Raw genomic sequence first — 26,423 nt, forward strand, 5'->3', positions numbered from 1 at the left:
TGCCGGTCGGCGGTTCGGGTGACGTGGAATAGATGCCGAACCAGATCCGGCCGTTCTTCCCGGCCGGCTTGCGGGTCTCCAGGTGGATCACTTCCGCGGTGACCTGTGTCGGCTTGCCGACCGGAGAGGCCAGCCAGAGGGCAGCATCCGGCCCGAGCCGGACGGTGCTGCCCATCGCCCAGGCGGCCGGGCCGGCATCGCAGCCTGCGTCGCCGACGTACCACCCGTTGATGTGGAAGCGGACGGCGTACATGCCGTTGTCCGCCTCGCAGTTCGCGTGAATGGTGATCGAGTTGGTGGTCGGGGTCCAGGAGAACGCCAGCTTGCTCTGGTCGCGGTCGCCGATCCATGCCTTGAGCAACTTGTCGTTGCCGACCACGCCGGGCACGGTGAGGCCGTCGCGGGTGTAGTCCTGCGGCGGGTTGTCGGCGGGCGGCGGCGTGGAGGTCAGGGTGGGGACCAGGCCGGCGGCGACCGCGGCCAGTACGGCTACCACTCCGAGTGCGGTGAAGGCGCGGCGCTTCTTGGTGTGGCGGATCTTCTGCTGCACGCCGGGCAGCAGGTCGCCCGCGTGCCGGTCGGCGGCGTCGGCGCGGGTCGCGAGCTCGTCGCGCAGGTCCTGGAGGTTCATCGCGGCGTCTCCAGATCTGCCGGGGTGGCGATGGCGGGGTCGAGGCGGAGCTTGGCGAGTGCCTTGGCGGTCTGGCTCTTCACGGTGCCGACGGAGCTGCCCATCAGCCGGGCCGTCTCGGCCTCGGTGAGGTCCTCGTAGAAGCGCAGGACGACAACCGCGCTGCCGGCGGGGGAGACGGCCGATCGCGTCCCACAGGTCGAGCCCGTCCTCGCCGCTCGGGGTCGGCGCGTCGGGCAGTTCCTCGGTCGGGATCTCGCCGTTCCAGCGGCGCCGCCACCAGGAGGCGTATGTCGTGACCAGGATCCGCCGGACGTACGGCTCCGGGTTGTCCTCGCGGATCCGGGACCAATGGAACCAGGCCTTGGCCAGCGCGGTCTGGACGAGGTCCTCGGCGAGCGCGTGGTCACGGGTCAGCAGATAGGCGGTCCGCAGCAGGGCCCGCGAGCGGGCGGCGACGAACCGGTCGAAGGTTTCCGTGCCGTCGCGCACCGCGGTCACCCCCGTGGCCAGTACACCGTCGTCGATGCTCACATCCTGAAGGACCACCCGGCCACCGCGGAAAGTTGCCCGGCAGTTTGGCGGAAAGTTCCGCCGAGTACTGGTCAAACGGCGGAAAGTGACGGAATGCTGTCCGGGACAGGTTCCTTCACCGCCCCGGAGGTGTCCGATGTCCCTGACCAGGCCGTTACCGCGCTTACTGGCCGTCCTCCTGTTGTTCCTGGCGACGCTGACCGCGTCGCAGGTCGTTTCCGCGACCGTCGCGCACGCCGACGGCTGTTACACGTGGGGCCGCACGCTCAGCCAGGGCATGTCCGGCACCGACGTGCGGCAGCTGCAGATCCGCGTGTCCGGGTATCCCGGGTACGGCGCGCACCTGGCGATCGACGGCGAGTTCGGCCCGGCCACGAAGGCCGCCGTCCAGCGCTTCCAGGCGGCGTACGGGCTGGCCCAGGACGGCGTCGCCGGATCCGCCACGTTCAGCAAGATCTACGCGCTGCAGGACGACGACTGCACGCCGATCCACTTCACCTACGCCGAGCTCGACGACGGCTGCGGCGGATCCGGGTACGACGGGGGTCCGCTGTCCGAGGCGGCGACCAGGGCCAACGCGCTCGAGACGATGTGGCATCTGGAGGCGATGCGGCACGCGCTCGGCGACCAGCCGCTCAGCATCAGCAGCGGTTTCCGCAGCTACTCGTGCAACAGCCAGGTCGGTGGCGCCAGCGACAGCCAGCACCTCTACGGCCGGTCCGCCGACCTGGTCGGCAGCCCGTCGTTCTGCACGCTCGCCAAGCAGGCCCGCTACCACGGCTTCGGCGGCATCTTCGGCCCCGGCTACCCCGGCCACAACGACCACACCCACGTCGACATCCGCACCTCCAACAGCTGGAGCGCCCCGAACTGCGGCATCTAGGCCGACGGTCCCCGAAGCCGGTCAGCGGCGGTAGCCCAAACGCTACCGCCGCGGCCGGCCGCTCCCAGCCGTCAGGTTCACAGCAGCTGGCTCACGGTGTGGATGGTGAGGCCGACGAGGGCGCCGACCACGGTGCCGTTGATGCGGATGAACTGCAGGTCGCGGCCGACGTGCAGCTCGATGCGGGCGGCGGCCTCGCGGCCGTCCCAGCGCTCGATGGTGTCGGAGATGACCGAGACGATCTCGCGGCCGTACGTGCGCACGACGTACCCGACGGCTTCGCTCGCCCGGGCGTCGACCTTCGCGCGCAGCCCCTCGTCGTCCTGCAGCCGCTTGCCGAGGTCCTGCAACGCCCGGATCGCCCGGGCCCGGAGGGTGCTGTCCGGGTCGTTGATCGCGTCGATCAGCGCCGTGCGCATCGCGTCCCAGACGGCGGCCAGGCTCGAGCCCATGTCCGGGTGCGTCAGCATCCGCGCCTTCCACGCCTCGAACCGCGCCATCGTGTCCGGGTCGTGCTGCAGGTCGTCGGCCAGTTGCCCGAGCAGCCGGTCGACCGCGCGCCGCGCCGCGTGCGACTGGTTGTCCCGGACGTCGGCCAGCCATGCGAGCGCCTCGCGGTGGATCCGGTCGATGACCAGCCGGTCGACCCACTGCGGCGACCAGCGCGGCGCCCGCGGCCCCACGACGTCGGCCAGCAGGTCACGGTTGGCGGCCAGCCAGTCGTACGCCTCCACGAGCAGCAGGTCGAACAGCGCGTGATGGGCGCCGTCCTTCACCACCGACTCCACGAAGTGGCCGGCGATCGGGCTCAACGGCTCTTTCACGAACCGCGGCAGCAACGACCCGCGGACGAAGGCTGTCACGTCCTCGTCGCCGAGCTTCGGCAGCGCCGCCCCGACCGTCCGCGCGCCCTCGGCCACGATCCGCTCGGCGTGGTTCCCCGCGGCCAGCCACTCACCGGCCCGCCGGCTGACCGCCGCCGTGCGCATCTTTTCCGAAACGACGTCCTCGGACAGGAAGTTTTCCGTCACGAACTGCTCGAGACTTTCCGCCAGGCTGTCCTTGCGGGTCGGCACGATCGCGGTGTGCGGGATCGGCAGCCCGAGCGGGTGCCGGAACAGCGCGGTCACCGCGAACCAGTCCGCCAGCGCACCCACCATCGCCGCCTCGGCCGCCGCGTTCAGGTAGGCCCAGCCACCCTCGCGGTGCAGGGTCGCCACATAGATCGCCGCGGCCAGCACCAGCAGCGACAATGCCACCGAGCGCATCCGCCGCAGCCCGCGCCGCCGTACCAGATCGGCGGCGCCCAACGTCAAGGTCGCCATACCTTGATCTAACCAAGTCAGCGGTGACGAAACCCTCAGGCAAGTACCTGAGTCGACCCCCGCCGTTCCATCAGCCCCGAGATCGCTGCCAGGGCGAGGCCGGCCAGTGCGAGGCCGGCGCCCAGGCGGCTCGGCCATTCGTAGCCGTAGCCGGCGGCGAGGACGACGCCGCCGAGCCAGGCGCCGAGCGCGTTGGCGATGTTGAGCGTGGAGTGGTTCAGCGACGCGGCCAGCGACTGGCCCTCGTGCGCGACGTCCATCAGGCGGGTCTGCAGCGCGGGCACCAGGATGCTCGCCGAGCAACCCAGGGCGAACACCGCGACCAGCGCCCCCGGCTTGCTCTGCGCGAGCCAGCCGAACGTTCCGAGTACGACGGCCACCGCGACCAGCCCGCCGTACACGCTGCCCATCAGTGAGCGGTCGGCCAGTCGGCCGCCGAGGACGGTGCCGACCGTCATGCCGACGCCGTACACGCCGAGCACGATCGTCACCGCGGACACGGAGAAACCGGACAGTTCCGTCATCGTCGGCGTGATGTACGAGTACGTCGCGAACATGCCGCCGAAGCCGACCATCCCGACCAGCAACGCCATCCACACCTGCGGCCGGGCCAGTGCGCTGAGCTCGCTGCGCACGTTCACGTCGCTCCCGACCGGCTGCGGCGGCACCCAGAACCAGACCGCGACCAGCGTCAGCAGCCCGAGGACGCCGACCGCGAGAAACGGCACCTGCCACCCGAATCGCTGGCCGAGCAGGGTCGTGACCGGTACGCCGATGATGTTGGCGACCGGGAGTCCGACCATCGTCATCGACACCGCGCGCGCTCGCCGGCCCGGCGGCACCATCGACGCGCCGACCACCGCGCCGATGCCGAAGAACGCGCCGTGCGGCAGGCCGGACAGGAACCGCGCGGCCATCAGGAACTCGTAGCTCGAGGCAACCGACGACAGCACGTTGCCGGCCACGAAGACCGCCATCAGCCCGAGCAGCAACCGTTTCCGTCCGGTCCGCGCGCCGAGCGCCGCGATCAGCGGGGCGCCGACCACGACACCCAGCGCGTACGCCGAGACGACGTGCCCGGCCGTCGGGATCGCGATCTGGACGCCGTCGGCGATCTGCGGCAGCAGCCCCATCGTGACGAACTCGGTGGTCCCGATCGCGAAGCCGCCGGTCGCCAGCGCGAACAACGCCAGGTTGACGTGCCGCGCCGTGCGCTCGTCAGGAGCCACTGAACTTTTCACACCTGATTGTCGCAAACACGCTGCTGACGGATGTGATGGCGTTGTGAAAGCATCCGGCATGGCCAACTTCGGGGACTACCAGTTGCAGATCTACCTGCAGGGAATGCTGCAGGGGGTGACGCCGGAGATCACGACCGACCTGGCGCGGCTGGAGTCGCAGGCCGCCGGGAAGCTGCCGGCCGAGGCGATGGGGTACATCGTGCCGAGCGCCGGCGAAGGCTCCACCGCGTGGGCGAACCGGGCCGCGTTCGACCGCTGGCGCCTGGTGCCGCGGATGCTCCGCGGCAGCACCGACCGCGATCTGTCCTGCCGGATCCTCGGGACGTCGATGCCGGCGCCGGTGCTGGTCGCGCCGATCGGTGTCCAGACGCTCGCGCACCCGGACGGCGAACTGGCGACCGCCCGCGCCGCCGACACCCTCGGCCTCACCTACACGCACTCGACGCAGGCGAGTCACGCGATCGAGCAGATCGAGGCGTCGAACAAGTGGTTCCAGCTCTACTACCCGACCGACCGGGACGTCTGCCTGAGTTTCCTGCAGCGCGCCAAAGCCGCGGGGTACGCCGTCCTGGTGGTCACGCTCGACACCGGGACGATCGGCTGGCGGCCGGCCGACCTGGACCGCGGGTTCCTGCCGTTCCTGAAGGGCGAGGGGCTGGCGAACTACTTCAGCGACCCGGCCTTCCGGGCGAAGCTGGCCAAGCCGATCGACGAGGACGCCGGCGCCGCGGTGATGCACTGGGCGCAGATGTTCCCGAACGTCGGACTGTCCTGGGACGACCTGTCGTTCCTGCGCGACAACTGGGACGGGCCGATCGTGCTGAAGGGCATCACCCACGTCGAGGACGCCAAGCTCGCGGCCGAGCACGGCATGGACGGCGTCGTGGTCTCGAACCACGGCGGCCGCCAGGTCGACGGCGCGATCGCGGCACTGGACGCGCTGCCGGCGATCGCGGACGCGGTCGGTGAACAGCTGACGATCCTCTTCGACTCCGGCGTCCGCACGGGTGCCGACGCGGCCAAGGCACTCGCCCTGGGCGCCAAGGCGGTCCTGCTCGGCCGTCCGCTGCTCTACGGCCTCGCGTTGGCCGGGCAGGCGGGCGTCGAGCATGTACTGCGGTGTTTCCTGGCCGAACTCGACCTGACGCTGGCGTTGTCCGGCTACGCGAACCACCGCGAGCTCAACCGCGACGCGATCGTCCGCGCCTGACCAAGAGGTAGCACAAGTGCTATCCTGGGGATATGGATGCTTTGGGACTGCGCGAGCTGCGACAACACGCGAGTGATCTGGTGCGTCGCGCCGAATCCGGTGAGCACCTGCTGATCACGGTGTCGGGCCGTCCGGCTGCTGTGCTCGGCCCGCCGGGACGCGACCACTGGCGGCGGTATGACGAGGTCGCCGACGTGCTGCGTCCACGCACCGACGAGGATTGGGCGACCGACCGGGAGTTGGTCGATCAGAACTTGGGCGACCCGTGGGAGCCGAAGCGGTGAGGGTGCTGCTCGATACCAGCGTCCTGATCGAGGGGCTTGATGAGCCTGTTGAGGCGGAGTTCGCGATCAGCACCATCAGTCTGGCTGAACTGCACTTCGGTGTTCTGGTCGCTCGATCGCCGGAGATCCGTGCGGGCCGGCTGCGCCGCCTTGCCGGTATCGAGCGGGCATTCGAAGCGCTGCCGGTCACCGATGCGGTCGCGCGCACCTATGGTTCCTTCGCGGCGACGGTCGCCGCAGCCGGCCACCGGCCGAGGGCCCGTGCGTTCGATCTCGTGATCGCTGCCACGGCGGCCACGCACGAGGCCGTCCTGTACACGCGCAACCCCAAGGACTTCACCGGCCTTGGTGACCTTGTGGAGGTCGTCGGCCTGTGAAGGCGGTTGTATTCGACCTGGACAACACCCTGTTCGATCACACGGGGTGTGCCGTGGCGGGTCTGCGCAGTTGGGTGACGGAGCTCGGGATCACGCCGACGGACGAGCTGATCGCCGAGTGGTTCGTGATCGAGGAGGACCAGTTCAACCGCTTCCTGGCCGGGGAGCTCACGCACCAGGGCCAGCGGCGCGGGCGACTCCGCGCGTTCCTGCCGGTGCTCGGGCTGCCGGTCCCGGTGACCGATGCCGAGCTGGACGAGGTGTTCACTGGGTACCTGACGCAGTACACGAACAACTGGATCGCGTACCCGGACGCGCGCCCCGCGCTAGAAGTTGCCCGCAGCAACGGATGGCGGGTCGGCGTGCTCACGAACGGAAGCACCAGGCAGCAGAACGCGAAGTTGGCGGCGATCGGGCTGGCCGACCTGATCGACGTGGTCTGCACGTCGGAGGCGCTCGGTGTCAGCAAGCCCGATCCCTTGGCGTACCAGCGTGTTTGTGAGGCGCTGGGCGTCGAGCCGGGAGAGACGCTGATGATCGGCGACCACCTGGAGCTGGATGTGATCGCAGCGCGGGCCGCCGGGCTGAGTGCACACCATCTCGACCGTGCGGCGGGCGCCACCCTCACCCAGCTCGTCGGTCGTCAGTAGCCGCGCGAGTCGGTGCCCGGTGACGACTTCCGCCAGGCGGAGGCCGCCGGTCGCGTGGCCGGCCGGTTGGTGACCGCGCCGGTCGGCGAGGGGTACGCCGCGTCGTACGCCGGCCCGGCGTCCGCCTGCCGTTCGGCCGGAAGGTGTCGCGACAGCCGCTCCGCGAAGTCCGCCACCGCGGCGATCTCCTGGTCCGGGTAGAAGCGGACCGCCCACCGGGTCCCCGGGAGGTCGTGCCGGACGACCACGGCCGCATCGTAGGACGCGTCCGGCCGGAAGACCTCGTCCGGACCGCCGGCCGGTTTCACCACGAGGTTCCGCGCCGGATCCATCGACTTCTGGCCGATCCGGACGGGATCACCCGGACGTGCGGGCCGGTCGGAGAAGAAGTCCTGACCGCCGTACACGGGCTTGTCCCGGTCCCGCGCGTTGCAGGCGTCCCGGACCGCCTGGACGACCTCGCTGCCGCTGATCGACCGGCCGAAGTGCACTGTCTGCTGGATCGGTTCGCTCTCCGCCATGGCGGTCAACCTGCCACGCGAACGGGTCACGACCAGCGTGACGCCGTCCGCGTGTTTCGAGCGACGATCAGTTCACGGTCCAGGTGTCCGAGCCGGTGACGAGCGCCTGCAGATCGCCGGGGCCCTGGGCTTCCTGGGCGGTGCTGATCTGCTGGCGGACCATGTCGTCGTACGCCGGATGCTCGACGGAGCGGAACACGCCGACCGGCGCGCGGTGCAGCACGCCGCCGTCGGTGAGGCGGGACAGGGCGAACGCGTACGCCGGGTCCTCGGTGTGGGCGTCGTGCACGACCAGGTCGGCCTCGCCGTTCGGCAGGTCGGCGATCTCCTTCACCGCCAGCGACGCGAACCCGTCGCGGACCACACCGAGCCGGCCGTCGGTGCCGAACCGGATCGGCTCACCGTGCACCAGCGGGATGATCGCGTCGTCGCGGGTCTCCGGGTCCTTGAACGCCTCGAACGCGTTGTCGTTGAAGATCGGGCAGTTCTGGTAGATCTCCACGAACGCCGTGCCGCGGTGCTCGGCCGCGGCCCGCAGGACCGAGGTCAGGTGCTTGCGGTCGGAGTCGACCGTGCGCGCCACGAAGGTCGCCTCCGCGCCGAGCGCCAGCGACACCGGGTTGAACGGGTTGTCCACCGACCCCATCGGCGTCGACTTCGTCACCTTGCCCGGCTCCGACGTCGGCGAGTACTGACCCTTGGTGAGGCCGTAGATCCGGTTGTTGAACAGCAGGATCTTCAGGTTCACGTTCCGCCGGAGCGTGTGGATCAGGTGGTTGCCGCCGATCGACAGCGCGTCGCCGTCACCGGTCACCACCCACACGCTCAGGTCCGGGCGGGCCGTCGCCAGGCCGGTCGCGATCGCCGGCGCGCGGCCGTGGATCGAGTGCATGCCGTACGTCGACAGGTAGTACGGGAACCGCGACGAGCAGCCGATACCGGAGACGATCGCGACGTTCTCGCGCTTGATCCCCAGCTCGGGCAGGAAGCCCTGGAAGGCCGCGAGGACCGCGTAGTCACCGCAGCCGGGGCACCAGCGGACCTCCTGGTCCGACACGTACTCCTTGCGGTTCTGCGGCTCGGTCGCGGCCGGGACGCCGCGCAGACCGTTCGGCAGGCTCGGCATGCCGAGCTCGACGGTGCTCATCGTGCTCCCTCCTTCAGGTGGCCGTGGCCGTTCTGGTCGGCCAGTGCCTCGCCGTGCTTGACGGCAGCCGCGGCCGCCCCCAGGTGGCGGGCGTCGTCGTCGATGCCCGCGGTCTCCTCGACCAGGTTGCCGATCACCTCGGCCAGCTCCGCGGCGCCGAGCGGCATCCCGCGGACCTGCGCGTAGGAGACCACGTCGACCAGGTACTTCGAGCGCAGCAGCAGCGCCAGCTGGCCGAGGTTCATCTCCGGGACCAGGACCTTGTCGTACGACCTCAGCACGTCGCCGAGGTTCTCCGGGAACGGGTTCAGGTGCCGCAGGTGCGCCTGCGCGACCTTGCCGCCGACCCGGCGGACCCGGCGCACCCCGGCGCCGATCGGGCCGTACGTCGAACCCCACCCGAGCACCAGGACCTTCGCCGTACCGTCCGGGTCGTCGACCTCGACCGGCGGGATCGACCGCGCGACCGCGTCCACCTTCGCCTGCCGGGTGCGGATCATCAGGTCGTGGTTGGCCGGGTCGTAGGAGATGTTCCCGGTCTTGTCCTCCTTCTCCAGACCGCCGATCCGGTGGTCCAGACCCGGTGTCCCCGGCACCGCCCACGCTCGGGCGAGGGTCTCCGGGTCGCGCAGGTAGGGGAGGTACTTCGCGGCGCCGTCGTCGCCGGTCGCGTTCGGCTCGAGGGTGAAGTTCGGCTCGATCGCGGGCAGCTCGTCGACGGCCGGGATCTGCCACGGCTCGGAGCCGTTGGCCAGGTAGCCGTCGGACAGCACGATCACCGGCGTGCGATAGGTGATCGCGATCCGGGCGGCCTCGATCGCGATCGCGAAGCAGTCCGCCGGGGACTGGGCGGCGAGCACCGGCAGCGGCGCCTCGCCGTTGCGGCCGAACATCACCTGCAGCAGGTCGGCCTGCTCGGTCTTGGTCGGCATACCGGTCGAGGGGCCGGCGCGCTGGATGTCGCAGACCACCAGCGGCAGCTCGAGCATCACGCCGAGGCCGATCGTCTCGGACTTCAGGCTGATGCCCGGGCCGGACGACGTGGTGACGCCGAGCGCCCCGCCGAACGACGCGCCCAGGGCGGCGCCGACACCGGCGATCTCGTCCTCGGCCTGGATCGTCGTGACGTTGAACCGCTTGAGCTTCGACAGCTCGTGCAGGACATCGGAGGCCGGGGTGATCGGGTACGCACCGAGGACGAGCGGCAGCCCGGCCCGCTGGGCGCCCGCCACGAGGCCGTACGCCAGCGCGAGGTTGCCGGAGATGTTGCGGTACGTGCCGGTCGGCATGCTGGCCGGCTTCACTTCGTACCGGACCGAGAACTCCTCGGCGGTCTCCCCGAAGTTGTAGCCCGCGCGGAACGCCGCGATGTTCGCGTCCCGGATGTCCGGCTTGCCCGCGAACTTCGTCTCCAGGAACGTGATCGTCGACTCGACCGGCCGCTGGAACAGCCAGGACACCAGGCCGAGCGCATACATGTTCTTCGCCCGGGACGCGTCCTTGCGGGTCAGGCCGAACTCCTTGACCGACTCCACCGTCATGCCGGTGAGATTGAGCGCGATCACGTGGTAGGCGTCGAGCTCGCCAGTCTCCAGCGGGTTCTCGTCGTACCCGATCCGCTTCAGGTTCCGCGCGGTGAAGTCCGCGGTGTCGACGATCAGGGTCGCGCCGCGCGGCACGTCCTTGAGGTTCGCCTTCAGCGCCGCCGGGTTCATCGCGATCAGCACGTCGGGTGCGTCACCCGGCGTGAGGATGTCGTGATCGGCGAAGTGGAGTTGGAAGGAGCTGACGCCCGGCAGGGTCCCGGCTGGTGCCCGGATCTCTGCTGGGAAGTTGGGCAACGTCGACAGATCATTGCCGAACGATGCCGTTTCCGCTGTGAACCTGTCCCCCGTGAGCTGCATCCCGTCGCCGGAGTCGCCGGCGAAGCGGATCACCACGCGGTCGAGCTGCTTGACCTCGATGGTCACTGTTCTGTTCATCTCCAAGTCGAAGCTTGGGTCGGTCCGCCGTTTCGTGGACGACAGATCGATCCCCCCAGTCCAGGGCGATAACCCCAATATTAGTTCGCCCTTAGAACGGAACCATGCGGAAGCCCCGGTGGTCCACAGCCTGGGACACGGTGTTAAAAGGCGGGACCGTGCGGTAGCGGCGGCGCATCACCGTGCGCAAGCGCTCGCTTGCGATCCGGAGTGAGAAACGGCAGTGTGTCGTCATCTAGCTGTGACCTCAGGGAGTTGCTTCATGCGCCGTGTGCTGATCGGACTGCTGTCTCTGCTCCTGCTGGGCTGCGCCGTCCCGCTCGCTTCGGCGCAGCGTGCGTCCACCTCGCCCGCGCGGACCGCGAAGATCTACAGCATCCGGACGACGGACGCGACCAAGGGCGTGATCACCGTCGTCGGCACGCTGTCGCCGGCGCCCGCCACCGGGACCAGGATCCCGCTGCACCAGTGGATCCCGTCGCTGAAGCGCTGGCAGGAGGTCGCGCACGGGTACTCGTCGGGCGGCAGCGTGACGATCACCACGGTGCAGCCCGGCTCGGTCCGCACGTACCGGATCGCGATCGGCCCGCAGGCGCCGTACGCCGCGGCGATCTCGCCGATGATCAGCTTCAAGCACTACGTCTGGCGGGGCCTGTTCAAGAAAGGCCTGGCGCGGGCCGGCGGGGCGGGGCAGCCGCAGTTCACCGTCGTACCGCCGGCCGAAGGGCCGCGGCGGGCCGAGGCCGACCTGCTCGCGAACCAGGGCGGGTACGTCTGGGGCGAGGTCGACTCGACCGGCTGCCGGTACTCGCGGAACTGGCTCGGCAACCTCACCGACGGGCTGGTCCGGGTGTCGCTGCACAACGGAACGACGGCGCTGACCTCGGTCCGGATGCAGCAGGAGACCGAGACGTGGCTCAACCACGACATCTCCGGCGTGACGCGGTTGAGGCTGCAGGTCGCCGACATCCGCTCCGGCTACGGCCCGTACGTCGCCGTCGACTCCCTACTGCTCTGCACGAACTAGACTGCTGCCCGTGTCGGACAGCTATGGCGTCATCGCCGCGGTGGTCGCGCTCGGCCTCGTCGGGCTGCTCGGCGCTTTCGCGCTGAACAAGGCGCTGACGGTCACGTATCCGACCGAGGGCAAGCTGAAGACGTACGAGTCGGGCGTCGACCCGGTCGGCGAAGGCTGGGCCCAGGTCCACATCCGGTACTACCTGTTCGCGTACCTGTACGTGATCTTCGCCGTGGACGCGATCTACCTGTTCCCGTGGGCCACCATCTTCGCCGCCCTCGGCTTCGCGACGCTGATCGAGATGTTCGTCTTCCTCGCCTTCGTCGCGGTCGGCCTGCTGTACGCCTACCGCAAGGGCGTCCTGCGCTGGACCTGAGCGGATCGCCAGGCCATCACAATCGGCCCCGCGGCCACGCTCGGGTCTGCCGGGTGCGGCGCATTGTGATGGGCTGCGGATCCGCGCCTACCGTCTACCGTCCGGCGAGGGCGGCCGCGATCGCCCAGTCCTGGCAACCGACGCCGACGGACTTGAAGACCGTGCGGCCCGACGGCGCCGGCGGATCGGCGAGGGCGGGGCCGAGCTCGACCAGGTCGTCGGTGGTGATGCTGCCTGCGCGGACGGCGTCGATGACTTCGCCGGACTCTTCGAGGGCGGCTTCGCGCTGGTCGACGAGGACGGTGCTGGCGCAGGCCAGGAGCTCGCGGGGGAGTTCGCGCATGCTGGGGCGGAAGGCGCCGATCGCGTTGACGTGGACGGTGGCGGGCAGGGCGTCGGCGGCGAAGAGCGGTGTGCTGGACGAGGTCGCGCAGCAGATGACGTGCGCGTCGGCGACCGCGACGTCGACGTCCGTGCTCGACGTGAACCGTACGGCGGGGAATTCGCCCGCGAGCTCCCGCGCCAGAGCCTCGGCGCGGCCGGCCGAGCGGCCGGTGACGGTGACGTCGGCGATCGGGCGGACGGCGAGCACCGCGCGGACCTGATCCGGTGCCTGCGCGCCGGACCCGATCACGGTCAGGCGGGTCGCGTCGGCCGGTGCGAGCAGATCGGTCGCGACGCCGACGACCGCGCCGGTCCGCAGCGTGGTGATCGAGCTGCCGTCCGCGACCAGCTGCTCGCCGCGCCCGGTCCAGATCAGCGTCGCCCGGATCGCCGGCACCTGGTCCAGCGCGATCCCGATCTTCTTCACCACCGCGGTCCCGGTCGGGGAGTGGTACGCCGACATCACCAGCACCGCGCCGTCGCCGAAGATCTGCCGCGGCGGCAGCACGAAGTTCCCGGCCGCGAGCTCGCGGAACGCGTCCCGCACGGCGTCGATCGCCGCGCTCATCGGCACGGCCCGGCGGACGTCGTCAGCAGAGAGCACTCTCACCGGCCCGAGCATATTCCTCCCCTCGTGAGTCACTGAGAGTAATCGGCGATCCAGGCGATCACCTCGTTGCCCGATCACCGTTTGTGATTGCCTGATGCAACAAAACGTGAGTTTCAAGCAGCGGTGTCAACGGAATGCGTACAGCCGGTCGCCAACCGCCGATATCGGAGCTATGGTGATTACTCGGGGGAACGGGGCGAACACGTGGCGGTGAGGCTATGTCGTGGCAACTGTGGGTGCTGATAGCCCTGGCTGCGGCCGGACTTGTGCTCCTGGCCGCAGCGCGGATGCGGCACGCCCGCCAGGTCTTCGACGACATCACCGAACTCGACCGACCCACACCGGCGCCCGCCGAACCGGCACCTGCCGGTGACGAGCTGGCCCGCGCCCGGGCCCGCCACCTGCATCCCCAGCCCGACCGCCGCCGCAGCCACGGCTGACCCGCGGCGGGTCCTCGCTCAGTCGTCGCCGAGCAACCCGTCGCGGCGGGCCACAGCGGCGGCTTCCGTGCGGGAGCGAACGCCGAGCTTGGCGAGGATGTTCGAGACGTGCACGCTGACCGTCTTCTCCGAGATGTACAGCTCGCGGGCCAGCTGCCGGTTGGTGCGGCCCTCGGCGAGCAGCCGCAGTACCTCGGTCTCGCGCGACGTCAGCGCACTCGCGACGCCGGTGTCGACGCCGCCGGCCTCCTCCAGGAGCGGGCGCGAGGTCAGCTCGCGCCCGACCTCGGCCGCCAGCGCGGTCTGCTCGTTCGCCTCGCCGACCCGGCCCGCGGCGCGGAGAGCGGCCGACAGCCGGATCCGTGACCACGCCTGCTCGAAGACATACCCGTAGCCGAAGGCTTCCGTGGTGCGCTGCCAGGAGGCGACGTGCTCCTCCGGCGTCGGCGCGTCGATCCCTGCCAGCCAGCGCAGCCGGTCCCACTCCGACTCCAGCCGCGCCAGCCAGGCGAGCCCTTCGACGCCCATCAGGCGCCCTGGCGGCAGGCCCTTCTCCGCGGTCGTCTGCCCGGTTGACACCAGCTCCGCACCGCGCGCGACCAGCTCCGCCGCGGCCGTCGGCTCGCTGACCGCGCGGTGACACAGCAGCTGCAGCCCGAGCGTCGAGAACCGGATCCGGCCGAGGAACCACTCGGTCTGGAACACGTCGGCGCACAGCGCGGACACATCGGCGATCAGCTTCTCGGCCTCGGCCGGCTTGTCGAGCACGCGGTAGGCGTCGACGGCCGGCTGCAGCCCGATGATCGGCAGCATCACGTCGAGGTCCCACCACTTCCGGGACAGCTCGAACTCCTCCGCGACCGCGGTGTCGCCGCGCCCGCCGCGGACCGAGAACTCCACCGCCCGCAGCGCTGCTGCGGCCGCCGCCGGCGTCATCGCGTCGGTCCGGGCGGTCGCCGCCGCCGCGTCCCACTCGCCGAGCGTGAACTGGGTCAGCGCCAGCATCCGGCGCGCGTCGAACCCGTACGCCGCCCACTGGCGCCCGAGCTCACCGGCCCGCTTCGCCGCGAACGACAGCGCGGCTTTCGCGTTCAGCAGGTCGCCCTGGTCGTAGTGCGTCGACCCGACCAGGAACCGGCTGCGCACCTCCGCGGCGGGGTCGCCGATGAGCTGCGCCCGGACGGCGGCCTCCTCGAGCTGCTTCACGGCGGTCTCCGGGTCACCGGCCCGGCGACGCAGCTGCGCCAGCGTGATCCCGGCGTCGCTGGCCGCGGACTCCTGACCGGCGTCGCGGGCGATCTCGAGCGCCTTGTGCGCCCAGCGCTCCGCCTCCATCGGACGGCCGAGCGCGTCGGACACCCTGGCGTACAACGACGCGACCTGCGCCTTGAACACGCTGGCCGGCTCGTCCTGGACGAGTTTGAGGGCCTGCGTGATGGCTTCGTTGGCCTCCTGGTCCTGGTCGATGACCAGGGCGATGTCGGCCAGCGGCAGCAGCAGCTGCGCCCGCTCCAGCTTCGGGGCGTCCGGCGGCAGGTCGGCGAGCGCCTTGCGGAGGATCTTCACCGCGCGCAGGTGCTGCGACGACAAGGTCGCCGCGGTCGCGGTCGAGACGATCAGCGACGTCTTGTCGATCGCGTGGTCGGGCGCCCGGTTCGGGAACAGCTCCAGGGCGAGCTCGTAGTGCTTCAGCGCGTCCTGCGGCGCGGCCACCGAGATGGCCTCCTCGCCCGCCCGGACCCGGGCCTCGAACGCGACCGGCAGGTTGTGCGAGCGCGTGGCGTGCCCCGCGAGCTCGGCCGCCGTACCGGCGACGGTCTGGTCCTTCAGCGCCTGCACGTACGCCGAGTGCAGGCGGACGCGCTCACCCGGCAGCAGGTCGTCGTACACCGCCTCGGCGAGGAGGGCGTGGCGGAAGTAGTACCGATCGCTGGTGGGCTGGTCGATGATGTGCGCGTCGATCAGCTCGCGCAGCGCCTCGTCGAGCTCGCGGTCGGGGAGGTCGGCGACCGCGGTCAGCAGCGTGTGCGGGACCCGGCGGCCGGCGACCGCGATCACCCGCGCGACCTGGCGGGCGTCGTCGGACAGCGGATCCAGGCGGACGAGCAACAGGTCGGCGAGATCAGGCGGCACGACGTCGCCGTCGCCCATCGAAGCCGCGGCGGCCAGCTCCTCGGTGAAGAACGCGTTGCCGCCCGCACGCTCGAGGATCCGGCGCTCCTCGACCGGCGGCAGCGGGCTCCTGAGCAGCGAGTGCAGCAGGGTGCGGGCCTCGTCGGCGTCGAGGGGGAGCAGGTTCACCCGGCGGACGCGGGGGTTGCGGGACCACTCGGCGATCGGGCGGCGCAGCGGGTGCCGGCGGTGCAGGTCGTCGCTGCGGTACGACACCACGAGCGCCAGCCGCTGCGAGGTCAGCCGGGTGATCAGGAAACCGATCAGGTCCCGGGTCGAGTCGTCGGCCCAGTGCGCGTCCTCGATGATCACCAGCTGCGGCTCACTGGTGGCGAGCGCGGTGAACGCGCCGAGGACGGCGTCGAACAGCGCGGCGCGGTCGAGCTGGCCCTCCTGCGGCGCCGGCTGGGCGCTCAGCAGGCGGTGCGCGGGCAGCAGCCGGCCGATCGCCGGGAAGTTCCGCAGGACGCCCTCGACGAGGTCGGGGCGGTCACCGGCCAGCCGGCCGAAGATCTCCGAGAACGGCTGGTACGGCAGGCCGGCGTCGCCGAAGTCGGTGCAGTGCCCGACGAGCACGCCGAACCCGCGCTCGTGCGCGCCGGTGGCCACCTCGTCCAGCAGCCGGGTCTTGCCGACGCCGGCGTCACCGGACAGCACAACGGCGCCGGCCCGACGCGTCTTGGCGTCGTCCACGGCGCTCAGCAGGGCGGCCATCTCGGTCGAGCGGCCGACGAGAGGTGTCGAATTCCAGGGCACGTCGTCCATTTTCGCCCCTGGCGCCGACACAAATCGACGGCATCCCGTCCGCGGGTGTCTCCCAGTCGCAGAAACGCCGTCCCTGATCGCGATTTCTCGCTCAGGGACGGCGGTTTCGGCGGTCATGCGGCCGGACGGGGTCGCAGGGCGTGCCGCGGCTCGGGCTGGGAGCCCTTCGCCGGGCGCGACTTCCGGCTCGCGAGCCGGAAGTCACGCTTGGCGCGCTCCAGCCGGTACTCGGACTCCGCCTTCATGGCGTCGGGGGTGATCGGAATCGTCAACATGGTTGTCCTCCCTTCAGGCTTTCCGGCCGAACAGGTGGCTGATGGTCCGGCGGCTCCGGGTGCTCCGGGTCTGCCGGAAGTCACGGGCGAGGCGCTCCCTGCGGTAGTCGACCTCGGCCTTGACCGCTGCGTTCGTGTACATGTGTTCCTCCGTTGTCTGTGCCGGCTGCCTGCCGACAGAGGTAAATCTGCTCGTCTGAGGAGGACCCGCACATCGGAAGTCCTCCCTATCCACGCGAGCAGCCCGCCCTTAGGGCGTCTGAGGGGGTCCTAGGACCCCCGGAAAGACAGTGGCGCGGCCGGCTCCGGAGAGCCGGCCGCGCCTTGGGGGGAAGGGGCCTGGGGCGGTGATCGTGCGGTCACATCGCGGGACGGGCCCGCAGTTCGGGCGCGCAGGGCTGGGGCGGTTGCGGTGCACGCTTGCGTTGGAACCAGAACGGGCGCTGGAAGTCGCGGCGGATCCGGTCCTGGCGGTACGCCATCTCCGCTCGTACCGCGTCGGTCGAGTAAGTGAACATGCTCTCCTCCGGCTGCTGTCTGTCCGAGAACAGTGCGCGCCTGAGGCAGCCACCCACATCAGCACAACTCCCTATGCCTCGGGCAACCAACTCCCTAGGCACCCGCGGCCGGCCCTTCAGGTGCGGTAGGTGAGGCTCAGTTCGTAGTGCTCGGGGTCGAGGAGCTCGTCGGCGTACTCGGCGAACTGGTCGGCGGCGGTCCAGCTGGTGCGGGTGGTGTGCAGGAACCAGGTGCCGTCGGGGCGGGCCAGGTGGCCGGCTTCCACCGGCGTGAGGGGGCGGCCGCGGAGGCGTTGTTCGCAGTGGTCGAGGTACAGGCCGGCGCGGTTCAGCGTGACGCTGATCGAGCCGTTGTCGAGGCCGCGTTCGGGCAGGTCCCGCAGCGCCTCGAGGGCCGGGATCCGGCTGCGTTCGAGCGAGATCGCCGTACCGTCGGTGAGCTGCCGGACCCGCTCGATCACCACGACCTGCGACGACTCCAGCCCCAGCCGGGCGGCCAGCGCGGGATCGTCCTCGAGCTCGATCCGGACCGTCCGCATCCGGGTCTCGACGCCCTGCTCGGACAGCGCGTGCGTCCATCCGAGCCGCCCGTCCAGCGGCCGGCCGTCGAACAGCACGTACGAGCCCTTGCCGGTGCGGGTCGCGATCAGCTCGTCGTCGGCGAGGACGGCGAGGGCCGCGCGGATCGTGTTCCGGCTGACCGAGAACCGCTTCGCCAGCTCGACCTCGCCGGGCAGCTGGGCGCCGCGCCGTACGACGCCGGACTTGATCTCCCGCGCGAGCACCCGCGCGATCCGCTCGTGCTTCAGGGAGACCCGCCGGATCATCGCAACTGCTCCACGCTCACGATCTCCAGCATCGGCGCGTACAGCCGCATCACGTCGATCGCCTTCGCATGATTCTCCGCGGTCGACCCGGCGCAGGCCTCCTCGACGACCTGGACCCGAACGCCGGCGTCCACCGCGGAAAGCGCCGTACTGATCACGCAGCAGTCGGTGGACACCCCGGCCAGGACGAGCCGTCCGTCCGCCTTCGCCGCCAGCTCGGGGCCCCAGGCCCCGAACGTGGTCTTGTCGAGCGTCGGAGCGCCCTTGAACTCGTCGACCAGCTGGTAGTCGTCCGCGTCCGGCGGCTGCAGGGCGAACGGAAACTCCTCGTAGTAGCCGACCCACGCCCCGGTCGGCCGCTGCGGCGCGACGAACCGGGTGAACACCACGTCGGGAGAGAAGAGCCTGATCAGCTCCCGCGTCGGCTCGACGACCCGCCGGAAATCCGGCGCCGCCCAGCCGGACGCGGGGTCCGCGAAGATCCGCTGCAAGTCGATCAGGGCCAGCACCATCAGGCCTCCTGCCGCCGTACGGCGGGTCGTCCGCCGAACCACTGCACGACGAAGCCGAGCACCAGCGCCACCAGGACGCCGAGGTTCGCGTAGGCCCACGCGCCTTCCTTGCCGCCGAGGCCGAAGGTTCCGAGCAGGTAGCCCTGCCAGGTCAGCCACGACGCCAGCGTGTTCGTGACGAGGCCCCACCCGATGCCGGTGGCAACGAGCATCGTCAGCACCGGCAGCCACCGGACGTCGCCGTAGCGCCCGGCCGGCCGGTACAGGTCGTCCTCGGCGTAGTCGCGCCGCCGGGACGCGATGTCGGCGAGCATGATCCCGCACCACGCCGCGATCGGTACGCCGAGCGTGATCAGGAAGCCCTGGAACTCGCCGAGGAACTCGCCGCCGTAGAACACCACGTACACGGTCCCCGCGATCATCACGACACCGTCGATGAACGCCGCGACGTACCGCTTCACCGGCAGCCCGAGCGACAGCAGCGCAAGGCCCGACGAGTAGATGTCCAGCACGGCGCCGCCGACCAGTCCGAGCACCGCGACGATCACGAACGGGACCAGGAACCAGGTCGGCAACGCCTCGGCCAGCGCCCCGATCGGGTCGGCGGCGATCGCCTTGCTCAGCTCCTCCGACGATCCCGCCAGCAGCAGACCGAACACCAGCAGGACGACCGGAGCCAGCGACCCGCCGAACGTGGTCCAGCCGACCACGCCGCGGCTCGACGACCGCCGCGGGAGGTAGCGCGAGTAGTCCGCGGCCGCGTTCACCCAGCCGAGCCCGAAGCCCGTCATCAGGAACACCAGGGCGCCGATCACCGCCTGCGCGGACCCGCTCGGCAGCGCAGAAACCGTGTTCCAGTGGATCTGGTCCGCGACCAGGACGATGTAGACGACCGTGAGCACGCCGGTCACGATCGTGATCACCGTCTGGGCCCGCATGATCAGGTCGAAGCCGAGCACGCCGCAGGCCACCGTCAGCAGGCCGACGACGATCAGCGCGACCACCTTGGTCACCGAGCCGCCGCCCCAGCCGAGCCGCTCGAACACGGTGGCGGTCGCGAGCGTCGCGAGGATCGTCAGCACGGTCTCCCAGCCGACCGTCAGCAGCCAGGAGACGAGCGACGGAATCTTGTTTCCGCGGACCCCGAACGCGGCCCGGCTGAGCACCATGGTCGGCGCCGAACCGCGTTTTCCGGCGAGCGCGATCAACCCGCAGAGCAGGAACGAGAACACCACCCCGATCAGGCCGGCCACCACCGCCTGCCAGAACGAGATCCCGAACCCGAGTGCGAACGCGCCGTAGCTCAGTCCGAGCACCGACACGTTGGCGCCGAACCACGGCCAGAACAGCTGGCTCGGCCGTCCCTTCCGGTCGGCGTCCGCGATCACGTTCAACCCGTTGCTCTCCACCGCGAGCGCACGGGACTGCTGCACCTCGACCTGGTCGGTCATCTCGGCTCCTTCGATGGACCTGTTCAGTCCTGTTCAAACGACGGTAGGCCCGGCCGGTGGCATGGTCAACAATGGGGCGCATGCTGAGCGAAGCGGTGGACGGTTTCCGGCTCGCCTACGACCGCGCGGGCGAAGGTCCCGCGGTCGTCCTCCTGCACGGCTGGCCGGGCGACCGGACGGACTACCGGTTGCTCGCGCCGATGCTGGTCGAGCGCGGGCTCGAGGTGGTGGTGCCGGACCTGCGCGGGTTCGGCGCGACGAGCGGGCTGTCGTCCGACGTCACGCAGTACGGCGTCGACGCGCAGGCCCGCAGCGTCGTCGCGCTGGTCGAGGAGCTCGGGCTGGAGCGCCCGGTGTTCGCCGGGTACGACATCGGCAGCCGGATCGCGCAGGGCATCGCGCGGAACCGGCCCGGCCTGGTGGAAGGAATGGTGGTCGCGCCGCCGCTGCCGGGGATCGGGAAGCGGGTGTTCTCCGAGCACGCGCAGGCGGAGTTCTGGTACCAGGCGTTCCATCGGCTGCCCGTGATCGAGGAGTTGATCGACGGTCGCGAAGACGCGGTGCGGTCCTATCTGACGCACTTCTGGACGCACTGGTCCGGGCCGGTCTTCCAGCCGGACCTGGAGCATCTGGTGTCGGTGTACTCGGCGCCGGGGGCGTTCACCGCCTCGCTCAACTGGTACCGGGCGGGCGCCGGGTCGGTGGCCGTGTCGGCGGCCGAGACCGCACCCCCGTCGTACGACCGGATCGCCGTACCGACCGTGGTGCTGTGGCCGGAGTTCGACCCGCTGTTCCCGCGCCAGTGGTCCGACCGGCTCGACGACTTCTTCAGCGACGTCCGGCTCCGCCTGGTCGACGGCGTCGGGCACTACGCGCCGCTGGAGTACCCGGAAATCCTCGCGGAAGAGATTGTCGGACTAGGCTGACGACATGGCCGAGATCGAGCTGGGGATGCCGACCGTGCGGCCGGCGGTGGGTGCGTTGGCGAAGCTCGCCCCGCAGCCGGTCCGGTACCTGCTGAACTGGGGCCGGAAGTACTCGCTCTGGGTGTTCAACTTCGGGCTGGCGTGCTGCGCGATCGAGTTCATCGCGGCGTCGATGGGCCGGCACGACTTCATCCGGCTCGGGGTGATCCCGTTCGCGCCCGGTCCGCGGCAGGCCGACCTGATGGTCGTGTCGGGCACCGTGACCGACAAGATGGCGCCGGCGATCAAGCGGCTCTACGACCAGATGCCGGAGCCGAAGTACGTGATCTCCTTCGGCTCCTGCTCGAACTCGGGCGGCCCGTACTGGGACTCGTACTGCGTGACGAAAGGCGTCGACCAGATCATCCCCGTCGACGTGTACGTGCCCGGCTGCCCGCCGCGGCCGGAGGCGTTGCTGCAGGGCATCCTCAAGCTGCAGGAGAAGATCGCCGGCGAGAACGTGACCTCGCGGTACGACGAGCCGTCCGCGGCGGCGCTGACGCGGGGGCTGGTGCAGCCTTGAGCGCCGACGCACTCGAGGCGCTGACGAGCGCCGGGATCGCCGCGACGGCGGCGGACAGCTTCGGCCCGACCGCGATCGACGTACCGGCGGAAGCGTGGGTCGCGGCGCACGAGGTCCTGCGGGATGCGGTCGGTCTCACGTTCTTCGACTTCCTGAGCGCGTCCGACGAGCTCAAGGACGGGTTCCGGGTGGTGACGCACCTCGCGGACTTCTGGGGCGGAGCGCATGTCGACCACGTCCTGGTGCGGACCCTGGTGCCGCGCGACAACGCCGTCCTGCCGTCGCTGTCGGAGTTGTACGCTGGGGCGAACTGGCACGAGCGGGAGACGTACGAGATGTTCGGGATCGCCTTCGACGGGCATCCGAACCTGACCACGCTGCTGCTGCCGGACGAGTTCGAGGGACACCCGCTGCGCAAGGAGTTCGTGCTCGCGTCGCGGGTCGCGAAGCCGTGGCCGGGCGCCAAGGAGCCCGGCGAGTCCGACCACGCCCCCGCCGGCGCCCCCAGCCGCCGCCGGACCCTGCCCCCCGGCGTCCCCGACCCCGAAACCTGGGGCCCGCGCCCACCGGGTTCCCCCGCCCCCGACCCCCTGGCCCCCGCCGAAGCCGCCGCCACCCCCGCCCGCCCCCGCCGAGCCACCCCCGGCACCGAACGCCGAACCCGCCGCCAAACCCCACCCCCCACGGCCCCAACTGGTGACCCGGCTCCGCCCGCGGCCGCAGCCCCACCCGCCGACACCGGTCGGCCCGCCTCCCCGCCCCCGCCTGCCGCCGCGGCCCCACCCGCGCAGGCAGCTCCGCCTGCAGGCGCCGCTCCGGCCGCGGACTCGGGCCCACCCGCGGACTCGGCACCACCCGCCTCCCCGCCTCCGCCTGCTGGGTCGGCTCGTGACTCTGGGGATGGGGACGGGCAGTCGGGCGAGTCCTCGTGATTCCTTCGGCTGAGGAGCTGGCTCGGTGGACGTTGGAGCGGCAGCATCCGCTTACTCGCGCGTGGGTGGATGATGCGCGGCGGCTCGCGATTCTTGCGGAGGAGCATGCGGCGCTCGACATCCTGCTCGCCGAGGACCTGGACATCGCGGCTCAGCGCGCTCACCGCCTGGCGCCCGGCAAACCTGCCGAGTCGATGCTCAACCGGTGGGTTGCCGTCGGCAACGACCTGCACGCGATGTTCAGCATGCGCTTCGAGAACCTCGACCCCGCCAGACCGTTCGTCGACGCGACCCCGATGAGCCGCTCGCCACAGCCGCCCGACCTGCCCGCCCTGGCCGCGGCCGCCCAGGAGTACTACGGCATCCATCACCCGCTGTACGTCCGCCTGTGGAGCGCGGCCCCCGACGTCGACGGCACCGTCCCCGACCGCCGCTTCCTCGCCGCGCCGATCCGCGAGCTCCGCCCGCACGACGTACCGCCCGGCCTCGCGCTTCGCCCGGCGAAAACCGTCGACCACTACGACGAGGCCCGCCGCGCGTACGCCGCGGTCGACGCCGACCACCCGGACCACGCCGAGCAAGCGATCCTCCAGGACCACGACGACCTGCAGGACGCCGCGGACGAGGGACTCCTGTTCGACGTCACGGTGCACGACGAGTGGGCCGGGTACGCCGCCGCCGTGATCAAGCCCGACGACGCCCTCGGCCTCCCGGCGTACGTCGTCCGCGAACTGGTCCTCGCCCCCGAACACCGCGGCCACGGCTACGGCCCGCACCTGAGCACCCTCCTCGCCCAGGCCCTCCCCGACCCCACCCGCATCCTCGTCGGCACCATCCACCACGCCAACCAGTCCGCCCGCACCGCAGCCCTCACCGCCGGCCGCCACGACATCGGCGGCTGGCTTCAACTCCCCCTCGGTCAAGCCTGAGCGAGTCGCTCCGTCGGCTGGCCGGTGAGATTGGCGATGAGTTCGAGGTCATTGTCCAGGTGGAGGAGGACAAGGCCGGTCTGCTCGGCTGTGGCAGCGATCAACAGGTCCGCCACCGAGGGTGCCCGATGCTGACCCGCGGAAGCGAGCTGCGACTGCACGACGACGGCGCGACGTTCGATGGCGGGCGTCACGTTCTCTATCGGCATCGCGGCGATCGACGGCTGGTGCAGGAATGAGCGATGTTCCTCCGCAGATCGCGCTGAGAAACCGAGCTCGAGCAAGGTCACAGTGGTAATGCGTACCAGCCCTCGGTTGATGCGGTTAGCCCATTCGTCTCGGTCGGGAGTCTTGTCCAGGCGCACCACGGCCGACTTGTCGATCAGCCAGCGGCGGGCGTCGGTGGTCGGTGTCACGACCAGGCCTGAGCCATGACGTCAGGGTCCTCCACGTCGCGGACCAGTTCCGCCAATCGCTCCAGATCGGCGACAGTCACGACGACCTCTGAGCGCGCGGCTTCCTGGCTGAGTTGCCGGCGCAGATATTCGCTCCTGGACAACCCCTGGCTGGCTGCTCGCTTGTCGATCACCGCGAGCACGTCGTCAGGTACGTCGCGAATCAGTACGTCGCTCATGCGCCTCTCATTTGATATCTAATGATATCAACGGCGTGGCGGGGTGTAGTAGAAGACTTCCTCGCGGGTGATTCGGCCGGCGTCGACCGTGCACAGGGACAGTTTGGTGGTTCGGGAGCGGGTGCCGGTGCGGACGTCGAGTTGGTCGAAGGTGAAGCGGATCGCGAAGTGGTTGTCGAGGAGGAGCGGGCCGACGACGTCGACGCCGAGGTACTCGATGTCGGCGTTCAGGCGGCGGGCGTTCTCGAGGATGGCGTCGGTGCCTTTGATCTCGACCTCTTCGCCGCCGCTCTCGAGTGGTGCGACGCGGACGACCTCCGGTGCGGTGAGCGCGACGGCCCGGTCGAGGCGGCCGGCGGACAGCGCGTCGACGTACCGCTGCGCGACCTCGGCCGTGGACAGGACCCGGAACTCGGCGGCGTGTTCGGCGGCCCATTCGGCGAAGGTCAGGGCGGGGCGGCCGGTGAGTTCGGCGACGGTGGTGGTGACCGGCTCGGGGTTGTCGACGAGCGAGGCCCAGTAGGCGACCGAGCTCTCGGCGAGGATCGGGTCGGCGCCGAGGTCGAGCATCGCCTGCCGTGCCTCCGCGTCGGTCAGCGCCTCGACCCGCATGTCCTTGCCGATCGCCCGCGCGATGGTCCGGATCTGCTCGGCCTGGGTCAGGACCTCGGGGCCGGTGAGGTCGTAGGTCTGGCCGATGTGCCGGTCGTCCAGGATCGTGAGTACGGCGACCGCGGCGATGTCCCGCTCGTGGATCAACGACCGGCCCGCCTCGGGGGACGCGACCCGGACGACGTCGTCGGTGCGGAACGCATCCGCCCAGCCCTGCGCGTTCACCGCGAACCCGCCCGGCCGGACGAACGTCCACTCCTTGCCGGCGTCCCTCAACAACTGCTCGACGTCGCCCCACACTCCGCCGGACGGCGCGCTCAGCGAGGACAGGTAGACGACGCGCCGAGGCAGTTCGCCGATCACGTCCGCGGCCCCGTCGGCGCTGAACGACGGCCAGAGCAGGAAGGCAGCCTCCACGTCGGCCGCGGCCCGGCGTACGGCGGTGGGGTCGTGGATGTCGCCCTGGATCAGTTCGACGTCCGGCGGGAAACCGGCGAGGTCCGGCGTCCGGACGAGGGCCCGGACGGTCACGCCCGCGGCGCGCAGCCCGTCGACGACATGGCGGCCGACGCGGCCGGTGGCTCCGGTGACAAGAATCGTGGTCATGCGACCCACCCTCGGACCTGAACGTTGGTTGAGGTCAAGCCGGACGCACTAGGCTGACAGGCATGCTGGAGTTCGTGGTGCGGGTGGTGGGCGTCCTGGTCGCCTTCCTGGTGGCGCCCTTGCTGGTCGGGCAGGCCGAGCACAAGGTGATGGCGCACATGCAGTCACGACTCGGGCCGATGTACGCCGGCGGGTTCCACGGCTGGGCGCAGCTGGTCGCGGACGGGGTGAAGTTCGTCCAGAAGGAGAGCGTGGTCCCGGCCGCCGCCGACAAGCGGGTGTTCGAGTGGGCCCCGATCGTCGCAATCCTGCCGTACCTCGCCGCGCTAGCCGCGATCCCGCTCGCACCGGGCCTGGTCGGCGCCGACCTCGACTCCGGCCTGTTCTTCGTGCTCGCGGTGATGAGCATCGGCGTCCTCGGATCGCTGATGGCCGGCTGGGGCAGCGGGAACAAGTACAGCCTGCTCGGCGGACTCCGGGTCGCGGCGCAGCTGATGAGCTACGAGCTGCCGTTCGTGCTGGCCGCGGCGAGTGTGGCCGTCGCCGCCGGATCGTTGAGCCTGACCGCGATCGGCCACGCCTGGAATCCGTGGTGGTTGCTGTGGCAGCTGCCCGGTCTGGTGGTGTTCTTCGTCGCGGGTCTCGCCGAGCTGCAGCGGCCGCCGTTCGACATGCCGGTCGCGGACTCCGAGGTGATCTTCGGCCCGTACACGGAGTACACCGGGCTCCGCTTCGCGATGTTCCTGCTCGCCGAGTACGCCGGGATCGTCGTTCTCGCGGCGCTCACGACGGTGTTGTTCCTCGGCGGCTGGAGCGGTCCGGGGCCGGAGTCGATCGGCTGGATCTGGGCGCTGCTGAAGATCGCGTTCGTGTCGGTCGTGGTGATCTGGGTGCGGGTCTCGTTCCCGCGGATGCGCGCCGACCAGCTGCAGAAGCTGGCCTGGCAGGGCCTGGTGCCGGTGGCGCTGGTGCAGCTCGCGCTCACCGGCATCGGCGTCGTGGTGTTCTGAGGCGGATCTGCAGCACTCACCAACCGCGCTGTTGGCCGGTCGTCGGCGGTCGGCTGAGCGTGGCCGTCGACGAGCCGCG

30 protein-coding genes and 1 pseudogene are annotated in these 26,423 nt (G+C 70.6%); 13 read left to right on the forward strand and 18 right to left on the reverse strand.

The features are described from left to right. Positions 1 to 627: 627 nt before the first annotated feature. Together AB0L64_RS22410 and AB0L64_RS22415 are read right to left on the reverse strand one after the other, a co-directional pair. A complete protein-coding gene (locus AB0L64_RS22410) occupies positions 628 to 1,041 on the reverse strand; it encodes a sigma factor-like helix-turn-helix DNA-binding protein (RefSeq protein ID WP_363713497.1) in 414 nt (137 codons plus the stop codon). Next, positions 956 to 1,180: pseudogene (locus tag AB0L64_RS22415) on the reverse strand (sigma factor); the annotation flags it as partial. The gene AB0L64_RS22410 and the pseudogene AB0L64_RS22415, both read right to left, overlap by 86 nt. Positions 1,181 to 1,301: 121 nt before the next feature. Between AB0L64_RS22415 and AB0L64_RS22420 the strand changes: the two are divergent. Further along, the gene (locus tag AB0L64_RS22420; RefSeq protein ID WP_359940971.1) at positions 1,302 to 2,048 is read left to right on the forward strand and encodes a D-Ala-D-Ala carboxypeptidase family metallohydrolase; all 747 of its coding nucleotides are present in this window, start codon (positions 1,302 to 1,304) and stop codon (positions 2,046 to 2,048) included. Between the two features lie 77 nt (positions 2,049 to 2,125). Here the strand turns inward: AB0L64_RS22420 and AB0L64_RS22425 are convergent, their stop codons facing one another. Both AB0L64_RS22425 and AB0L64_RS22430 read right to left on the reverse strand, forming a co-directional pair. Continuing rightward, a complete protein-coding gene (locus AB0L64_RS22425; protein ID WP_363712851.1) occupies positions 2,126 to 3,373 on the reverse strand; it encodes a DUF445 domain-containing protein in 1,248 nt (415 codons plus the stop codon). Positions 3,374 to 3,408: 35 nt separating this feature from the next. Then, a complete protein-coding gene (locus tag AB0L64_RS22430; protein WP_363712853.1) occupies positions 3,409 to 4,602 on the reverse strand; it encodes an MFS transporter in 1,194 nt (397 codons plus the stop codon). Positions 4,603 to 4,672: 70 nt separating this feature from the next. Here AB0L64_RS22430 and AB0L64_RS22435 point away from each other — a divergent pair, with 70 nt between their 5' ends. Genes AB0L64_RS22435 through AB0L64_RS22450 form a run of 4 tightly spaced genes read left to right on the forward strand, consistent with a single transcriptional unit; the run spans position 4,673 to position 7,135 of the window. Further along, positions 4,673 to 5,824 carry an alpha-hydroxy-acid oxidizing protein gene (locus AB0L64_RS22435; protein ID WP_363712854.1) on the forward strand — a complete coding sequence of 384 codons (1,152 nt, stop codon included), beginning with the start codon at positions 4,673 to 4,675 and terminating at the stop codon, positions 5,822 to 5,824. Between the two features lie 32 nt (positions 5,825 to 5,856). Next, a complete protein-coding gene (locus AB0L64_RS22440; protein ID WP_363712856.1) occupies positions 5,857 to 6,108 on the forward strand; it encodes a type II toxin-antitoxin system prevent-host-death family antitoxin in 252 nt (83 codons plus the stop codon). Further along, on the forward strand, positions 6,105 to 6,485 hold the full coding sequence (locus AB0L64_RS22445; RefSeq protein WP_363712858.1) for a type II toxin-antitoxin system VapC family toxin: 381 nt from the start codon (positions 6,105 to 6,107) through the stop codon (positions 6,483 to 6,485). Before AB0L64_RS22440 ends, AB0L64_RS22445 begins: the two co-directional genes overlap by 4 nt. Continuing rightward, positions 6,482 to 7,135, forward strand: coding sequence for an HAD family hydrolase (locus AB0L64_RS22450; RefSeq protein ID WP_363712859.1), 654 nt, complete (start codon positions 6,482 to 6,484; stop codon positions 7,133 to 7,135). The genes AB0L64_RS22445 and AB0L64_RS22450 overlap by 4 nt, the downstream gene beginning before the upstream one ends. On the opposite strand, the gene AB0L64_RS22455 is transcribed toward AB0L64_RS22450, so the two are convergent. The 3 genes from AB0L64_RS22455 to AB0L64_RS22465 form a co-directional block, all read right to left on the reverse strand. Beyond that, positions 7,129 to 7,656 carry a hypothetical protein gene (locus tag AB0L64_RS22455; protein ID WP_363712861.1) on the reverse strand — a complete coding sequence of 176 codons (528 nt, stop codon included), beginning with the start codon at positions 7,654 to 7,656 and terminating at the stop codon, positions 7,129 to 7,131. The two genes, AB0L64_RS22450 and AB0L64_RS22455, sit on opposite strands and share 7 nt — an antisense overlap. A 67-nt stretch (positions 7,657 to 7,723) precedes the next feature. Continuing rightward, entirely contained in the window at positions 7,724 to 8,803 is a 1,080-nt protein-coding gene (locus AB0L64_RS22460) for a 2-oxoacid:ferredoxin oxidoreductase subunit beta (protein WP_363712863.1), read from the reverse strand. Further along, positions 8,800 to 10,785, reverse strand: coding sequence for a 2-oxoacid:acceptor oxidoreductase subunit alpha (locus AB0L64_RS22465; RefSeq protein WP_363712865.1), 1,986 nt, complete (start codon positions 10,783 to 10,785; stop codon positions 8,800 to 8,802). Before AB0L64_RS22465 ends, AB0L64_RS22460 begins: the two co-directional genes overlap by 4 nt. A 262-nt stretch (positions 10,786 to 11,047) precedes the next feature. Here AB0L64_RS22465 and AB0L64_RS22470 point away from each other — a divergent pair, with 262 nt between their 5' ends. Then, positions 11,048 to 11,812, forward strand: coding sequence for a hypothetical protein (locus AB0L64_RS22470; protein WP_363712867.1), 765 nt, complete (start codon positions 11,048 to 11,050; stop codon positions 11,810 to 11,812). A gap of 10 nt (positions 11,813 to 11,822) precedes the next feature. Further along, a complete protein-coding gene (locus tag AB0L64_RS22475) occupies positions 11,823 to 12,179 on the forward strand; it encodes an NADH-quinone oxidoreductase subunit A (RefSeq protein ID WP_355694408.1) in 357 nt (118 codons plus the stop codon). Between the two features lie 94 nt (positions 12,180 to 12,273). On the opposite strand, the gene AB0L64_RS22480 is transcribed toward AB0L64_RS22475, so the two are convergent. After that, complete coding sequence (locus AB0L64_RS22480; protein WP_363712869.1) at positions 12,274 to 13,173, reverse strand: ornithine cyclodeaminase family protein; 900 nt, start codon at positions 13,171 to 13,173, stop codon at positions 12,274 to 12,276. 218 nt (positions 13,174 to 13,391) lie between these two features. On the opposite strand from AB0L64_RS22480, the gene AB0L64_RS22485 reads away from it, so the two are divergent. Next, positions 13,392 to 13,613, forward strand: a complete 222-nt coding sequence (locus AB0L64_RS22485) for a hypothetical protein (protein ID WP_359941007.1) — start codon at positions 13,392 to 13,394, stop codon at positions 13,611 to 13,613. 18 nt (positions 13,614 to 13,631) lie between these two features. Here the strand turns inward: AB0L64_RS22485 and AB0L64_RS22490 are convergent, their stop codons facing one another. The 7 genes from AB0L64_RS22490 to AB0L64_RS22520 form a co-directional block, all read right to left on the reverse strand. Further along, positions 13,632 to 16,550, reverse strand: a complete 2,919-nt coding sequence (locus tag AB0L64_RS22490) for an AAA family ATPase (RefSeq protein ID WP_363712871.1) — start codon at positions 16,548 to 16,550, stop codon at positions 13,632 to 13,634. Positions 16,551 to 16,663: 113 nt separating this feature from the next. Continuing rightward, the gene (locus tag AB0L64_RS22495) at positions 16,664 to 16,825 is read right to left on the reverse strand and encodes a hypothetical protein (protein WP_363712873.1); all 162 of its coding nucleotides are present in this window, start codon (positions 16,823 to 16,825) and stop codon (positions 16,664 to 16,666) included. A 13-nt stretch (positions 16,826 to 16,838) separates the two neighbouring features. Next, positions 16,839 to 16,967, reverse strand: coding sequence for a hypothetical protein (locus AB0L64_RS22500; protein WP_363712875.1), 129 nt, complete (start codon positions 16,965 to 16,967; stop codon positions 16,839 to 16,841). A 217-nt stretch (positions 16,968 to 17,184) separates the two neighbouring features. Continuing rightward, positions 17,185 to 17,343, reverse strand: a complete 159-nt coding sequence (locus AB0L64_RS22505) for a hypothetical protein (RefSeq protein ID WP_363712877.1) — start codon at positions 17,341 to 17,343, stop codon at positions 17,185 to 17,187. Between the two features lie 116 nt (positions 17,344 to 17,459). After that, a complete protein-coding gene (locus tag AB0L64_RS22510) occupies positions 17,460 to 18,170 on the reverse strand; it encodes a GntR family transcriptional regulator (protein WP_363712879.1) in 711 nt (236 codons plus the stop codon). Continuing rightward, on the reverse strand, positions 18,167 to 18,682 hold the full coding sequence (locus tag AB0L64_RS22515) for a cysteine hydrolase (protein WP_363712881.1): 516 nt from the start codon (positions 18,680 to 18,682) through the stop codon (positions 18,167 to 18,169). Before AB0L64_RS22515 ends, AB0L64_RS22510 begins: the two co-directional genes overlap by 4 nt. Then, positions 18,682 to 20,133: a cytosine permease gene (locus AB0L64_RS22520; protein ID WP_359941025.1), complete on the reverse strand. Its 1,452-nt coding sequence runs from the start codon at positions 20,131 to 20,133 to the stop codon at positions 18,682 to 18,684. The genes AB0L64_RS22515 and AB0L64_RS22520 overlap by 1 nt, the downstream gene beginning before the upstream one ends. Before the next feature lie 80 nt (positions 20,134 to 20,213). Between AB0L64_RS22520 and AB0L64_RS22525 the strand changes: the two genes are divergently transcribed. The 4 genes from AB0L64_RS22525 (at position 20,214) to AB0L64_RS22540 (ending at position 23,482) form a co-directional block, all read left to right on the forward strand. Beyond that, complete coding sequence (locus AB0L64_RS22525) at positions 20,214 to 21,059, forward strand: alpha/beta hydrolase (RefSeq protein ID WP_363712883.1); 846 nt, start codon at positions 20,214 to 20,216, stop codon at positions 21,057 to 21,059. A gap of 4 nt (positions 21,060 to 21,063) precedes the next feature. Further along, entirely contained in the window at positions 21,064 to 21,621 is a 558-nt protein-coding gene (locus AB0L64_RS22530) for an NADH-quinone oxidoreductase subunit B family protein (RefSeq protein WP_355482292.1), read from the forward strand. Then, entirely contained in the window at positions 21,618 to 22,553 is a 936-nt protein-coding gene (locus AB0L64_RS22535; protein WP_363712885.1) for an NADH-quinone oxidoreductase subunit C, read from the forward strand. The genes AB0L64_RS22530 and AB0L64_RS22535 overlap by 4 nt, the downstream gene beginning before the upstream one ends. A 65-nt stretch (positions 22,554 to 22,618) precedes the next feature. Then, positions 22,619 to 23,482, forward strand: a complete 864-nt coding sequence (locus AB0L64_RS22540) for a GNAT family N-acetyltransferase (RefSeq protein ID WP_363712887.1) — start codon at positions 22,619 to 22,621, stop codon at positions 23,480 to 23,482. Here AB0L64_RS22540 and AB0L64_RS22545 read toward each other — a convergent pair. The 3 genes from AB0L64_RS22545 to AB0L64_RS22555 are packed head-to-tail and all read right to left on the reverse strand — an operon-like array spanning position 23,473 to position 25,334. Beyond that, positions 23,473 to 23,898: a PIN domain nuclease gene (locus tag AB0L64_RS22545; protein WP_363712889.1), complete on the reverse strand. Its 426-nt coding sequence runs from the start codon at positions 23,896 to 23,898 to the stop codon at positions 23,473 to 23,475. The two genes, AB0L64_RS22540 and AB0L64_RS22545, sit on opposite strands and share 10 nt — an antisense overlap. Next, entirely contained in the window at positions 23,895 to 24,116 is a 222-nt protein-coding gene (locus tag AB0L64_RS22550) for a ribbon-helix-helix protein, CopG family (protein ID WP_363712891.1), read from the reverse strand. The genes AB0L64_RS22545 and AB0L64_RS22550 overlap by 4 nt, the downstream gene beginning before the upstream one ends. A gap of 27 nt (positions 24,117 to 24,143) precedes the next feature. After that, the gene (locus AB0L64_RS22555; protein WP_363712893.1) at positions 24,144 to 25,334 is read right to left on the reverse strand and encodes an NAD(P)H-binding protein; all 1,191 of its coding nucleotides are present in this window, start codon (positions 25,332 to 25,334) and stop codon (positions 24,144 to 24,146) included. A gap of 62 nt (positions 25,335 to 25,396) precedes the next feature. Here AB0L64_RS22555 and AB0L64_RS22560 point away from each other — a divergent pair, with 62 nt between their 5' ends. Then, the gene (locus AB0L64_RS22560; RefSeq protein WP_355694379.1) at positions 25,397 to 26,344 is read left to right on the forward strand and encodes a complex I subunit 1 family protein; all 948 of its coding nucleotides are present in this window, start codon (positions 25,397 to 25,399) and stop codon (positions 26,342 to 26,344) included. Positions 26,345 to 26,423: the final 79 nt, after the last annotated feature.

This window comes from Kribbella sp. NPDC051936, from assembly GCF_040680955.1.
Lineage (GTDB): Bacteria > Actinomycetota > Actinomycetes > Propionibacteriales > Kribbellaceae > Kribbella.